Here is a 13,556-nt window from a genome sequence, read left to right on the forward strand (position 1 = left end):
ATGTTTGAAGAAATTAGTATTGACAGCCACACTACTGTTATAATACAATTTAAACAACAAATACCAGTACTATAACAAAAGGAGTGTGGAAATTGGTACAGAACATCATTGAATTCTTTAAAAATCTGCCTCCAAAAAAATGTGCAGAATGCGGTAAACAGATTGAAGAACAGCATGAATGTTACGAAACAAAATGTCCGCAATGCAATAAATTATAATAATAGACACGAGGAGCTCTAATTGGTTATTCCAATTGTAAGCCTCCTCTTTTTTTTTTTACATAATGATAAAAAATAATCATACATTTAATTTAGTAAGTTATTTGTGAAGTAGGTAGCGGTAATAGGTAATTCGTTTCATTTTATCGACAAAGTATAGATGGTTGATAGGATATCTGTTACACTCTACCATTAATAGAACTATTTGGAAGGGGCGGATTTGTTAGTGGAAGAAAAAAATGAAATTGTAACGGATGAAAATCAAACACCAGTGAAATCGTCAACAGGTCTTGATTTAAATGTGGCTAGTCTTTTATGTTACTTAGGGACTTTTGTTACAGGAATCATCTTTCTAGTCTTAGAAAAGAACAGTCCAGTAGTAAAATTTCATGCGATGCAATCAATCGTTACATTTTTGGGTCTTATGATTTTAGGTTATGCTTTAGACTACATCCCATTTTTAGGTTGGCTAGTTAGTTTGCTTGTATCCTTTTTAACATTTATCATGTGGATTTTCTTAATGATTAAAGCATACAATAATGAAATGTTTAGAGTCCCATTAGCAAGTGATCTTGCAGATAATTTCTTAGGGAAAATGAAATAAAAAAATTCCAGTGATGTATTATCACTGGAATTAGATTGTAGGTAAAAGGCATCGGGTACTACAACCCTGATGTCTTTTTATAATTTTTCTAGGGGAAAGTAATAAATACTGTTGATTTCCGTTTCAGATGCTTGCTTTCCGGGGGGCGTTCGCCGAGCCTCCTCGTCGCTACCGCTCCTGTGGGGTCTCGTCTGTAACGCTAATCCCCCAGGAGTCAAGCATCTTCCACTCCAATCAACTGGATTGCGTATTACTCTATACTGTTACAGCCAATATCTTTAAATATTTATTTAAGCTTCATCTTCTGGATTGTTTCTGTCCAATTTCCTGCCTCAATAGAACTCAATAATTATTCTAGTTAGAGGCAATTAATCCAATGAAGTTACGAGTAATGGGCCGTCTTTTGTGACGACTACTGTGTGTTCAATTTGTGCTACAAAGCTTTTATTTGGAGTAACAAATGTCCAGCCGTCGCCTTTTTCATACACCTCTTCATCTCCTGAGGATATAAATGGTTCAAATGCGATTACTGTTCCTTCTTTAAGTAAGACTTTATCCCATGGATCGTAATAATTTAAGATGTGATTCGGTGCTTCATGGAGAGAGTATCCTACTCCATGGCCTGTTAAGTTTTTAATAACCGTGAAGTTATGACGTTTAGCGGTATTGTGTACAGCTTTCCCAATACCACTTTTCTTTGAGCCTACTTTTATTTTAGAAAGACCAGCTTCAAATGCTTTTTTGGCTACATCACAAAGTTCAAATAGTAATGGGTCTCCGTTCCCGACAACAAAGGATAATCCTGTATCAGCAAAAATGCCATTCTTAGAACCTGATACATCGATGTTTACTAGATCTCCTTCCTTGATCACACGATTTCCTGGAATACCATGTGCAACTTCCTCATTTACACTAATACAAGTAAAACCAGGAAAATCATATTCACCTTTTGGTCCGGATATTGCACCATATTTATCGAACAGTTCCCCTGCGAAATCATCTAATTCTTTCGTTGTAACACCTGGTTTTGTTTTCTCTATCATTTTATCTCGAATTGTAGCAACAATTTTCCCGATTTCTTTAAGAGCAATTAACTCCTCTTCCGTTTTTACAATCATTTTATTTCCTTCTTTCTGACAAAATTAATTAATCTTAACTAATCATAACATAATATGCATATTCAAATACTACACTATGATTAGGTTCAATATATGTGTTCATGGGTATAGAATAGCAATACATGATTAATTGGAGGCTATATTATGTTTGTATGGATTACTACAATAATCTCCTTCATCATTATATTAGCATTTTTTGAAGAAGCGATTTACTTTTTTACGAATCGCTTTATTTTCCATCAAAAAGATAACGATGATACGGGTAACTAGAACATTTGGATATTTAACGAACAATAATAAAAATCGCTCATTTTACTACTTAAATGGGCTATAATGAAGCCAACATCTAAATTAAGTAGGAGGGCTCATATTCTTGAGAAAGCTTTTATTTGTCTTTATATTATGTACGCTTGTGCTTAGTGCCTGTTCATCTTCTATCCCCAAAAGTGGGAAAGCACTCGCTGACTTCAATTATACAGACCAAGACGGTAATGCATTTGGATTAGAAGATTTAAAAGGTAAAGTATGGGTAGCAACATTTATTTACACTCATTGTGAAACAGAATGCCCAATGATGGCTTTAAATATGAGTGAATTACAACAAGATGTTGCAGATGAAGGTTTAGAAGATGTACATTTTGTTGCCTTTAGCATCGACCCAGAAGTTGATACTCCAGAAATACTAAAAGAATACGGACAAAAATTCAATGCAGACTTTTCAACATGGCATTTCTTAACTGGTTATACACAAGAAGAAATTGAAGCTTATGGACCGAAAAATTTTAATACAGTTATTAAAAAACCAGAAGATAGTGATCAAGTAATTCATATGGTTGATTTCTATCTAGTCAACAAAAAGGGCGAGCTCATAAAAAATTACAATGGTATGGAAGATGTGCCATTTGACCAGATTGTTAAAGATATTAAGGCAGCCTTAAAACAAAAATAATAAAAAGCAGGAGGTGAATTTTTCACTCTCCTGTTTTTTTATTACCTTGAAACATCTATTTTTAAATACTCCAGTACGTCGTTTACCGCTTGTTTCCCTTGATCAATACAATCTGGAAGTCCTAATCCACCAAATGAACTGCCTGTTACAAAGACACCAGGTAGATTCATTCGAACATCTTGATGCATTTTTTCTACTCGTTGTTTATGTCCTACTGTATATTGCGGCATTGCATTTTTCCATCTAGTAACGACAGTAAATAATGGTTTTGCTTTTATATTCATCGTTACTTTTAAATCATCTAAAACAATCTTTTCAATCTCTACATCTGATAAATCTACCACTGCTTCGTCACTAGCACGACCTACATAGCAACGAAGTAGTACTTTCCCATCTGGAGTTGTATGTGGCCATTTTTTATGTGTCCATGTACAAGCAGTAATGGTGTAATCACTATTTCTCGACACAACAAAGCCAGTACCATCTAGTGTCACTTCTACATCATTCGCATCAAATGCCATGGCTACTGTTGCAACCGAAGTTGCTTGCATCTCTTTAATATCTTGAAAATAAGGGGTATTTGGAAATAGTTCAGCAAGAGCCATATGTGGTAAAGCTACAACTACGCTGTCTGCTTGAAGGTTCTCACCATTGCTTAATACAAGGTTGTAGCTGCCATCTCCTTTGTGATCAATTCCCTCTACTTTTGTTCCTTTAATAATAGAACTAGGCGCAATTCTTTCTTCCACTGCATCTACTAATGTTTGTAATCCACCAGTTAATGTTAGGAACTTACCTTGAGTTTTACTATTTAATCGATTTTGTGTAGGAGTCGTTTTCTTCATTCCCCAAATTAAACTACGATGCTCTCTTTCAACGCGATAGAATTGAGGAAACGTAGACATGAGACTTAGTTGATCAATGTCACCTGCATATATACCGGAAAGTAATGGTTCCACCAAATTTTCAACAACTTCATCCCCGAGTCTTCTTCTAAAAAAGTGTCCAAGTGACTGATCTCCACCTGACTGTGAGCGCGGGAGCACAAAATCACTCATTGCTCTAATCTTTCCTTGAACAGAAAAAAGCCCTGTTGAAAGGAATGGTCCGATTTTTGTTGGAATCCCCATTACTGCACCTGTAGGCATTGGATGTAATTGGTCTTTCACTAGCACATATGCTTTTCCAGCAGTATTATGAACTAGTTTATTTCCTAACCCCACATCTGTCGCTAATTCGGCTGCACTTGTTTTTCTCTCAAGGAAGGAGTCAGGACCTTTCTCTATTACAAAGCCATCTTGATAATGGGTTTGTATTTTCCCACCTAATTTATGAGTAGCTTCCAATAAAATTACCTCCATTGGAAGCTTTTGTTCGTTAATGATTTTTTGCAAATAATAAGTTGTTGTTAATCCGGTTATTCCACCACCAATCACAACAACTTTTTTCACTTGTTCTTTCAATGTTGGATCGCCTTCTTTATACAAGTTAAGATTTCATCTCAATTTTTTTCAACACTACATCAGCGAGTGCATCAATAAATTCTGGTTGTGCATCTGGCATTGCAGGACGGTAATAAGATGCTCCGACTTCATCTGTCACTACTTTACATTCCACGTCATTATCGTATAGTACTTCCAGATGAGTAGATACAAAGCCAACTGGAATATATACAAAAGCTTTATAGCCTTTATCGTTAAATAAAGAGCGTGTTAAATCTTGCACGTCTGGACCAAGCCAAGGTTCCGGAGTATTTCCTTCACTTTGCCAACCTACTTCATACGCTGTAATTCCAGCACCTTTTGCAATTAAATCCGCTGTTTCTTGAAGTTGGTTTGGATATGGGTCACCATGTTGAAGAATTTTTTCTGGTAGACTATGGGCAGAAACAATGAGACAAGCTGCATCACGTTCTTCAGCAGACATACCTGCATATATTTCCTTCACCTTTTTCACCCAGTAATCAATAAACTTCGGTTCATCATACCAACTTTCAACAGATACAATATTTGGACCACCAAGCTTCTCAGCTGTTTCTTTCGCGCGCCCATTATAAGACTTCACGCTGAACGTAGAAAAATGTGGTGCAAGTACAATAGAAACCGCTTCTTCCACACCATCGTCATGCATTTGTTGTACAGCATCTTCGATAAACGGTTCAATATGTTTCAAACCAATATATGCTTTAAATTCCACTTCATCTTGTATTTCATTTAGATGATCCTGTAATCCATAAGCTTGTTGTTCCGTGATTTTTGCTAAAGGCGAGATTCCTCCTATTGCCTTATAGCGATATTCTAAGTCCTCTAATGCCTCTTTTGAAGGCTTTCTACCATGTCTAATATGTGTATAATAACGTTCGATATCTTCTTCTTTATACGGAGTACCATAGGCCATAACTAATAGCCCCATTTTCCTTTTTGCCATGCTTTCCACCTCGTTTGATGAATTACTTAGATTGACTAATTTTTTCTGCACTATATTCATGAATAAAAGATGTTAGTCGCTTGAGCATTTCAGGATCTACATCTGGGAATACACCATGACCTAGGTTAAAAATAAAGCCTGGTTTTTGAATACCTTGATTAATAATTTCCTTTGCACTTTTCTCTACATTTTCCCAATTAGAAATTAATAAGGATGGATCTAGATTCCCTTGAACAGCTTTCGTAACACCTAAATTTCTAGCTTCTGAAATTGGCAATCTCCAATCAAGACCAACAACGTCTAATGGCAGGTCATTCCATTCCAATGCTAAATGGCTAGCGCCAACACCAAACATAGTTAATGGAACTCCCTCTTCTCGTAATGATGAGAAGATTTTTGTCATTACTGGCTTGATATATGTTTGATAATCAGCTCGATTTAAAGCACCTACCCATGAATCAAATATTTGAAGCGCACTTACTCCAGCCTTAATTTGTGCTTTTAAGTAAATGATTGTCATATCAGCTAATTTATCCATTAACGTGAACCATGCTTTTGGTTCCGAGAACATAAATGCTTTTGTCTTATGATAGTTTTTAGAAGGACCGCCTTCAATCATATAACTAGCTAAAGTAAATGGCGCCCCTGCAAAACCAATTAATGGTACTGTTAATTGTTCTTCTGTTAACAATTTAATCGTATCAAGTACATACGGGATATCTTGCTCAGGATGAAGTTCACCCAGTTTCTCAACATCTGTTACAGTACGAATCGGATTATCAATTACTGGACCAATACCACTTTTTATTTCAACATCTACACCTAATGCAGGAAGAGGCGTCATAATATCTTTATAGAGGATTGCCGCGTCTACATTATACATTTCTACAGGAAGTCGAGTAACGTATGCACACAATTCCGGTTGATGAGTAATTTCAAAAAGGGAGTATTTTTCTTTTAGTTTACGGTATTCTGCTTGTGATCTCCCAGCTTGTCGCATATACCATACAGGTGTATGTTCAGTCTGCTCACCTCTAGCAGCTCGTAAATAAGTATCATTTTTAATGTTAGCCATGCTTTTACGGGTTCCACCTTTCGCACATAATGAAATAATTATAATGTATGATTAAATTCTCGTAACGAATTTTGCTCATTTCGAATTCGTTACTACTATAATATTGTTTCACCTTAAAGTATAGACAAGTTCAGATGATGTCATAAATTTGTCCTTTTTCCCTATCCATACTTTATTCACATTTTGTAATAGGTACATATATATGGTTTTATAAGTTAAGTTTAAAAGGTATTATGAACATATATAGTGGAAAAGATGATGAAAGAGTGGAGTGATAAAAATGTTCTTTTACATAACTTCAGGAACCTACTCATTTTTAGAAAAAATCAAAGAAAAGTACTCCAAGGAAAATATGGTTTTAATGCACAATCTTAACAATGCTCAATTGATACATGAAACACCAAAAAAATCACTATTCCAATCACCTCGAAAATATACTGTGATTGATTCAGCCGGAGAATTTACAAATAAGGGTTTTATCAGTTGTATTTATATTCCTGTTCGTGATGAAGATCGTCCTGTATTTGAATATCGTATTGAAAACAGGGCTCAGATTATCTCTCGAGAGGACGGGTTTTTAGCACTACGAGTACTTCGACCTCTAAAACAAGATACGTATATTGTGATGTCCATGTGGTCTAATAAGGAAGCATATGAAAAATGGATAGAATCACCATCATTTAAACAATCCCAATATAAATCAAACGCTACAAATGTATTTTCTGGTCCCTCCTACACCACTACTTATCAAGTTGGAAAAGAGGAAGACGAAGAAAATTAAAAAAAGACTAGAACAAAAAGATTATGGTTGAACTTAAAAACCGAACTATCATTTGATAGCTCGGTTTTTTCTAGTATATTTCCGTAGCGGTATAGTTGCACTTACTTTATTGTGATTTAATTAAGATTCTTTTTTCTCAGACTGATGTTTATTGTACATCTAATTTCTTTAATCTTGTTTTTGTATATACGTTTGAGAAAATTAGTGCAAAGATGATGGTGACAATTGCGACTATTATGCCCTCTATGAATGGCAATCCAATACATGCACTAACACTAAATAGAATTGCTTGTACAACAAGTACTTTCATGAGTAATTGTAATAACGCGGTTCGTTTTTGTTGGGGTGGAACAGGATATAAATCCGGCCAAATTTTCAAATCATGCCTTTTGATCATTGGGATTAACTGAAAGCCTGTTAAATAGATAAATAAGCACGAAATAATCAGAGAAAAGTATAGATTATTACTATAGAGTAAAATCAACGCAGCAATAATGGATAATCTTACAACTAATCCTGAGTATTCACTCGTTCTTACTAAGGTTCTCGAAAAAAGGAACCGATACGTAAATTTGCTATCAAATGGAATTCGTGAAAAGATTGGATCTAACCATTTTCTTCTCTTCACTCTCCCTGTTAAATGAGGAACATCTGTAAACATGTTTGCCGCATGATAAAACATTTGCATCCTACCACGTTCTTTTTCAATTAATCGTTGCCAATTAATACTTTTTGTTTTCACAATTTCTAATACATAAATCGTAAAAGCAATCATGATTAGAAGGACAACCCCAGTAAACCAATAAGATGCTTCTTCTATAATAAAATATAATAATAGCACATTACAGATGAAGCGTATTAACCAATCAAAGGTTTGTGTTTGCTTATCGGAGATTTTCATCATTTTCCAATGAATGATTAAATTCCAAACTTTCATAGCTAAGATAAGTATCAACAATGCGAAGAACGTACTAAAACCATTTCCTGTTACTCGAACATATAAAGGCATTAATGCTGCTAGAACTATTAAAAGTATATAGGACTGGCCAAAAAAGCTAAGCACAATCCCTTTCCGAAAATAATTCCCTAATTTTGTTTCTAATGGTAATAAAAAAACAATATCAGGTTCTTTTAATAAGGTTGTAATCGGACTGACCGTGATCACTATCCCTAATATGATTGCAGCTACATATCCAACTGGAAAACTGGAGTCCAGCGTTTTTACCCATTCGGAATAATAATAAATTGCTGCGCCTCCACCAAATATGAATACGAAGAGCAAATGATCATTAAACATGTACTTTAAATATCGTCTTAGTTCTTGAAGATACGACTGGATTCTTTCACGCCATAAATCATCCATTTGTTTCATCGTTATCTTCCTCTTCTTTCGTCAATCGTACATAAATATCATCTAAAGTAGCACTAGGCATTGCAAATTCGTCCTGTAATTGTTGAAGTGTCCCTTTTGCCCGTACTTTTCCATTATGTAAAATGATAAAGCCATCACAGTATCTTTCAGCAGTAGCTAAAATATGTGTAGACATTAGTATCCCTGCTCCATTTTGCTTCATTCGATTCATTAACTCCAATAATGATTGAATCGCTAGTGGATCTAGACCAATAAAGGGCTCGTCAATAATATATAAAGGTGGCTCAATAAGGAATGCGCACATGATCATTACTTTCTGCTTCATCCCTTTTGAAAAATGAGCTGGAAACCATTTCATCTTTTTATCCAGTCTAAATTCTTTCAATAACGGTGTGATTCTCTTGTTATATTCACTTTCTGATATACCATACGCCATAGCAGAAAGTTTTAAATGCTCTTCTAATGTTAATTCATCATAAAGAATTGGTGTTTCTGGTACGAATGAAAATTGTTTTCGATACTCATCAGGTGCATCTTTCAACGCAAGATTATTTATTGTAATGCTGCCTTTCCTAGCTTCCATCAGCCCAATAATATGCTTAATGGCTGTACTCTTCCCTGCTCCGTTTAAGCCAATTAAGCCGATAATCTCTCCTTTATTAACAGAAAAAGACACATCTTTTAATACTGGTTTCTTCGTGTATCCACCAGTCAAATTTTCTATTTGTAATAAAGACATCCTCCATGCCCCCTTTCTTTATGTAACTGTTATTGTACCAAAATTTTGTTCGATAGGCACATTCATTCTTGGCTATTTTTTCCTCTTATTTTTTCGGCCCTCCTGGATAACATAATATCGAAGGCGCGGGACTAAGCGAAGCTGGGGTGGTTGTTAAAGACACTAATCTGCAGTAGAAGCGGAAAGTAGCGAAAAACGAAACATGACGATCAATTATCAATCTTGATATTAACAAGGGGATGATTGCGTTGGGCATGATAGAGGAATTCGCATAATCAATCAATAAAATGATTGAAAAAAACTTTCCAAGTATCCTTTGGAACTAAGCGAAGCTGGGGTGGTTGTTAAAGACAATGATCTGCAGTAGAAGCGGAAGGTTGCGAAAACGAAACATGACGAACTATTATCAATCTTGATATTAACAAGGGGATGATTGCGTTGGGCATGATGGAGGAATTCGCATAATCAATCAATAAAATGATTGAAAAAAACTTTCCAAGTATCCTTTGGAACTAAGCGAAGCTGGGGTGGTTGTCAAAGACACATATCTACAGTGAAGCGGAGAGCCACGATGAACATATAACATAAACCTCGTAATCCAACTTGACTTATACCAAGGGGATGATAGCGTTGGGAATGTTAAATGATGAATCGGATTTTTCTTACCTCTAAGTCATTTCAGTAATTGAAGTGATGGTATAGAACCTTTCCAAGTCACCCGCTTACCTTCAACGTGCAGGGTTTGTACTAAATCCTGCACGTTTTCTTTTCCTTATGATAAAATGAAAATTATCATGGAAAATGGAAGGTGAATGTTAGGATGAGTAATTGCATTTTTTGTAAGATCATTAATGGTGAGTTACCCTCAGCAAAAGTTTTTGAAAACGATGATGTTGTAGCATTTCTCGATATTAGCCAAATTACAAAAGGCCACACACTTGTTATTCCAAAAGTACATAATGAAAATATTTTTGACTTACAACCAGAAATTGCAGCGAAATTATTTGAAGTTGTTCCTACAATCGCAAATGCATTAAAAGCAGCTTACAATCCAAAAGGAATTAATTTATTAAATAATAATGGATCCTTTGCTGGACAAGAAGTTTTCCATTATCATATGCATATTATTCCTCGTTATGATGAAAATGATGGTTTTGGTGCAAAATATATAAGCCATCAATCTGAATATAGTGGTGAGGACTTACAGGCTATCGCTAAGTCCATTAGAGATGAATTGAAATAATCTTGTCCAATAAGGGTCTGCCCCAATATATAATATATGTAGGGGCTGACTCTTTTTCATATCACTTCGTTAAAATCGCTAAAATAATACCGAAAAAACAAAACAGAAACCCTGCTCCTCCTAAAGTTTTTGCTCGTGCTTGCAAAATTCTCTTAGGCGGATACGCTCTTGGCCTTAGCAACTCAAGAATAAAGAATAACATTCCAAGTAACAATAAAATACCAACAACAATAAAAAAAGTTATGACACCTACCATTGCCTCACCCCAAGTATTTCTATGATGTACATGGTTAGCAGTTGCTATCATTATATGCGAGCACTTTCTTGTACATGATTTGATTATTCAAAGATTATTGCAGGAGTTATTCATTTTTTGTCGAAAATATATATTATAGTAGAAAAAAATCTGAGGTGATAATATGAATAAAAAAGCTTTCACATGCGGATTATTATTCGGTGGTATCGTCGGAGCTGCAGCTGCCTTACTTACAGCACCATCTTCAGGTAGAGAACTTCGAAACCAAATTAAAGAAACAAAAGGCGAATGGGTAAAAGTTGCCAATGAATTAAAAGAAGATGCAATTGATATAAAAAACTCTGTCGTCCAAGCAACGAAAGAAGGACAAGAAATAATTAAGGAAATTGCAGGAGATGTAAAAGTCGCCGTTTCTGAATGGCAAAAAAGTATAGAACCAAACAAAGAAGCCTTGCAAGAAGAAATGAAAGAAATACGTGAGACAATTGCACAATTGGAAGAAAAACTTCAAAAAGAAAAAACAACCATATCTTAAACATTAAAGGGTTGCCTAATACTTTTTAGGACAACCCTTCTCTATTTTACAACCATTTCTTAAAAATTTTGTTTATTTACTACTTTATTAATCTTTACTTTATTGGCATAATATATAGAAAAGCGAAAACGCCTGTTTAGCGACGTACAAATTTAAAGCTTTCTGACGAGATAAAGGAAACACGATGAGCCCTTAGGCGAATCGATGTTGACTTATCGTAGGAAGAAAGCGTAAATTTGCTAGGCGCTAGGCGTTTGAGCTAGACAGAGAAAAGCGAAAGGCGGTTGGAGGTGAAGGAAGGCTAAGGTCACAACATCCTGTTGTAACGCCTTCCTGACCCGCCTCGTGCGGGCCCGCGACAGGCAAATGTTCTGATTCAAAGAAAGGCGCCTTCTGCCTTTCATTGAATCAGGTTATTTGACCCCGAGCCCCTACCGCCTGTAGCTGGACAAAGAAAAGCGAAAACGCCTGTTTAGCGACGTGGGCCTACAGGAGGTAGGTTACGTCGACGTTGTGACGTACAGGATGTACTAATGCAGGCGAAGCGACAGGATGTCGCAGCTTGAGCCTGCACAGGACGTGCCGGTTTTAGTCGACGCTCCACTCCTACAAGGAGCCTGACGAGATAAAGGAAACACGATGAGCCCTTTGGCGAATCGATGTTGACTTATCGTAGGAAGAAAGCGTAAATTTGCTAGGCGTTGGAGTTGGACAAAGTAAAAAGAAGTACCTATAACCTAAAGTTTCAAAAAATTACATTTATTATGCATTACTTCCGTGAATGGAAAAAGGCTATAATGATAGGGGAAGATGAGAGATGGATAATAACAAAACACCATTAATTGAGACAATGCTGTTTAGTCAAAGAATAGCACAATTAAGTAAAGCTTTATGGAAGTCAATTGAGAAGGATTGGCAAAATTGGATCAAACCATTCAACTTGAATATTAACGAACATCATATTCTCTGGATTGCCTATCAAATGAACGGAGCAACTATATCTGATATTGCTAAATTTGGCGTTATGCATGTCTCTACTGCATTCAATTTCTCCAAAAAGTTAGAAGAACGTGGTCTATTGTGTTTTTCAAAAAAAGAACATGACAAACGCAATACATATGTGAAGCTAACCGAAAAAGGTGAAAGTTTATTTTTGGAAATACTCGAGCGATATAATCCGGAGAATAATTCTGTGTATCAGGGAGCACTTCCGTTAAAAGAGTTGTATGGAAAATTCCCAGACATAGTCGAGTTAATGGCCATAATTAAAAATATATATGGCGAAGATTTTATGGAGATATTCGAAAAATCATTTAACAATATCGAAAACGAGTTTGTTGAGGTGGATGGTAAACTAAAAAAGCTTAGCGTAGAACCAGTAGGCTAACATGTATTGTACTCATAACAATAGCTCGATTATATATTTCCTCCACTCAAACTCGATAAAGCGGATTAAAGATTAAAAATCATCCGCTTTTTGTTTGCTCTCCATGCTCATTCCTTCACAAAAATATGTATCTCTTAATCTTTATCCTTGCTTTTCAAATTTCTATATGAATCAATCAAAATAACTATTGCATTTCCAGATTATTCGTCGTAAAGTATGTAGAGTTAAAACCACGGAATTTTGGAGGCTTATAGGCATGCATTGTTGGAAATCTTTTAACGGGAACAAAAAAAATTTGTTTTACCGGAATTTTGCTATTTCCATTTTCGTTTCTTTTTTTGTTTTTATTGCTATTTTTGTTCCAACTCAAGCTATGGGCTATGGGCATTTAAAAGATAATAATTTTTTAATCTTCCTTTGTGCGTTCATTTTACTTTATCCAGTGCATAAATTATTTCATATACTCCCTATTTTGTCGCATAGAAAAGAAATGAAAATCGATTTTGAATATTACTTTTTAGCTTTACCTGTGATAAACATAACTATTAACAAACCAATTCAAATTAGACAATTTCTAATTGCATTGCTCTTTCCTTGTGTAATAATAAATTTATTATTAATTGCAGCAATTTTTCTATTTCCACACTATGTACATTATTCGTCCATCTTAATTGCTATCCATTTTGGACTGTGTACTGTAGACTTTATGTATGCTAAAAACTTAATCACTTCTCCTAGTGGAGCATTAGTAGAGGAAAACGAAAACGGCTATGAAATACTAATTAAAGATAATCAGTAAGGGGATTTTTTCCTTTACATCAATACACTTCCTGTAGTTTTTTCTAGAAATTA

The 13,556-nt window shown here is 35.3% G+C and carries 16 protein-coding genes; 9 read left to right on the forward strand and 7 right to left on the reverse strand.

What is annotated here, in order from left to right:
- Positions 1 to 92 precede the first annotated feature (92 nt).
- Together yhfH and ACFPM4_RS08100 are read left to right on the forward strand one after the other, a co-directional pair.
- Entirely contained in the window at positions 93 to 218 is a 126-nt protein-coding gene (gene yhfH, locus ACFPM4_RS08095) for a protein YhfH (RefSeq protein WP_382349956.1), read from the forward strand.
- Positions 219 to 444: 226 nt separating this feature from the next.
- Positions 445 to 822 (forward strand): DUF4870 domain-containing protein, encoded by a 378-nt coding sequence (locus ACFPM4_RS08100; RefSeq protein WP_318281045.1) that lies wholly within the window; start codon positions 445 to 447, stop codon positions 820 to 822.
- A gap of 368 nt (positions 823 to 1,190) precedes the next feature.
- Here the strand turns inward: ACFPM4_RS08100 and map are convergent, their stop codons facing one another.
- Complete coding sequence (gene map, locus ACFPM4_RS08105) at positions 1,191 to 1,940, reverse strand: type I methionyl aminopeptidase (protein WP_382349959.1); 750 nt, start codon at positions 1,938 to 1,940, stop codon at positions 1,191 to 1,193.
- Positions 1,941 to 2,084: 144 nt separating this feature from the next.
- Here map and ACFPM4_RS08110 point away from each other — a divergent pair, with 144 nt between their 5' ends.
- On the forward strand, positions 2,085 to 2,210 hold the full coding sequence (locus ACFPM4_RS08110; protein WP_382349962.1) for a hypothetical protein: 126 nt from the start codon (positions 2,085 to 2,087) through the stop codon (positions 2,208 to 2,210).
- Positions 2,211 to 2,313: 103 nt separating this feature from the next.
- Positions 2,314 to 2,889, forward strand: a complete 576-nt coding sequence (locus ACFPM4_RS08115) for an SCO family protein (protein ID WP_144924297.1) — start codon at positions 2,314 to 2,316, stop codon at positions 2,887 to 2,889.
- A 41-nt stretch (positions 2,890 to 2,930) separates the two neighbouring features.
- On the opposite strand, the gene hemY is transcribed toward ACFPM4_RS08115, so the two are convergent.
- Genes hemY through hemE form a run of 3 tightly spaced genes read right to left on the reverse strand, consistent with a single transcriptional unit; the run spans position 2,931 to position 6,391 of the window.
- Positions 2,931 to 4,352 carry a protoporphyrinogen oxidase gene (gene hemY, locus ACFPM4_RS08120; protein ID WP_382350393.1) on the reverse strand — a complete coding sequence of 474 codons (1,422 nt, stop codon included), beginning with the start codon at positions 4,350 to 4,352 and terminating at the stop codon, positions 2,931 to 2,933.
- Positions 4,353 to 4,377: 25 nt separating this feature from the next.
- On the reverse strand, positions 4,378 to 5,316 hold the full coding sequence (hemH, locus tag ACFPM4_RS08125; RefSeq protein WP_382349965.1) for a ferrochelatase: 939 nt from the start codon (positions 5,314 to 5,316) through the stop codon (positions 4,378 to 4,380).
- Between the two features lie 22 nt (positions 5,317 to 5,338).
- Positions 5,339 to 6,391, reverse strand: a complete 1,053-nt coding sequence (hemE, locus tag ACFPM4_RS08130; protein ID WP_382349968.1) for a uroporphyrinogen decarboxylase — start codon at positions 6,389 to 6,391, stop codon at positions 5,339 to 5,341.
- Positions 6,392 to 6,671: 280 nt separating this feature from the next.
- Between hemE and ACFPM4_RS08135 the strand changes: the two genes are divergently transcribed.
- Positions 6,672 to 7,172 (forward strand): antibiotic biosynthesis monooxygenase family protein, encoded by a 501-nt coding sequence (locus tag ACFPM4_RS08135; RefSeq protein ID WP_144924286.1) that lies wholly within the window; start codon positions 6,672 to 6,674, stop codon positions 7,170 to 7,172.
- A 148-nt stretch (positions 7,173 to 7,320) separates the two neighbouring features.
- Here the strand turns inward: ACFPM4_RS08135 and ACFPM4_RS08140 are convergent, their stop codons facing one another.
- Both ACFPM4_RS08140 and ACFPM4_RS08145 read right to left on the reverse strand, forming a co-directional pair.
- Positions 7,321 to 8,544 (reverse strand): ABC transporter permease, encoded by a 1,224-nt coding sequence (locus ACFPM4_RS08140; protein WP_382349971.1) that lies wholly within the window; start codon positions 8,542 to 8,544, stop codon positions 7,321 to 7,323.
- Positions 8,528 to 9,283, reverse strand: a complete 756-nt coding sequence (locus tag ACFPM4_RS08145) for an ABC transporter ATP-binding protein (RefSeq protein ID WP_382349974.1) — start codon at positions 9,281 to 9,283, stop codon at positions 8,528 to 8,530. Before ACFPM4_RS08145 ends, ACFPM4_RS08140 begins: the two co-directional genes overlap by 17 nt.
- 820 nt (positions 9,284 to 10,103) lie before the next feature.
- Between ACFPM4_RS08145 and ACFPM4_RS08150 the strand changes: the two genes are divergently transcribed.
- Entirely contained in the window at positions 10,104 to 10,526 is a 423-nt protein-coding gene (locus tag ACFPM4_RS08150) for an HIT family protein (RefSeq protein WP_382349977.1), read from the forward strand.
- A gap of 61 nt (positions 10,527 to 10,587) precedes the next feature.
- On the opposite strand, the gene ACFPM4_RS08155 is transcribed toward ACFPM4_RS08150, so the two are convergent.
- A complete protein-coding gene (locus tag ACFPM4_RS08155; protein WP_382349980.1) occupies positions 10,588 to 10,833 on the reverse strand; it encodes a hypothetical protein in 246 nt (81 codons plus the stop codon).
- Positions 10,834 to 10,945: 112 nt separating this feature from the next.
- Between ACFPM4_RS08155 and ACFPM4_RS08160 the strand changes: the two genes are divergently transcribed.
- The 3 genes from ACFPM4_RS08160 (at position 10,946) to ACFPM4_RS08170 (ending at position 13,503) form a co-directional block, all read left to right on the forward strand.
- Positions 10,946 to 11,317: a YtxH domain-containing protein gene (locus ACFPM4_RS08160; RefSeq protein ID WP_144924276.1), complete on the forward strand. Its 372-nt coding sequence runs from the start codon at positions 10,946 to 10,948 to the stop codon at positions 11,315 to 11,317.
- A gap of 817 nt (positions 11,318 to 12,134) precedes the next feature.
- Positions 12,135 to 12,704 (forward strand): HTH-type transcriptional regulator Hpr, encoded by a 570-nt coding sequence (locus tag ACFPM4_RS08165; protein WP_144924273.1) that lies wholly within the window; start codon positions 12,135 to 12,137, stop codon positions 12,702 to 12,704.
- A 256-nt stretch (positions 12,705 to 12,960) separates the two neighbouring features.
- Positions 12,961 to 13,503 carry a DUF3267 domain-containing protein gene (locus ACFPM4_RS08170; protein ID WP_382349985.1) on the forward strand — a complete coding sequence of 181 codons (543 nt, stop codon included), beginning with the start codon at positions 12,961 to 12,963 and terminating at the stop codon, positions 13,501 to 13,503.
- Positions 13,504 to 13,556 lie beyond the last annotated feature (53 nt).

The sequence above is a fragment of the Lederbergia graminis genome (assembly GCF_042655485.1).
Classification (GTDB): domain Bacteria; phylum Bacillota; class Bacilli; order Bacillales; family Bacillaceae_C; genus Lederbergia; species Lederbergia graminis.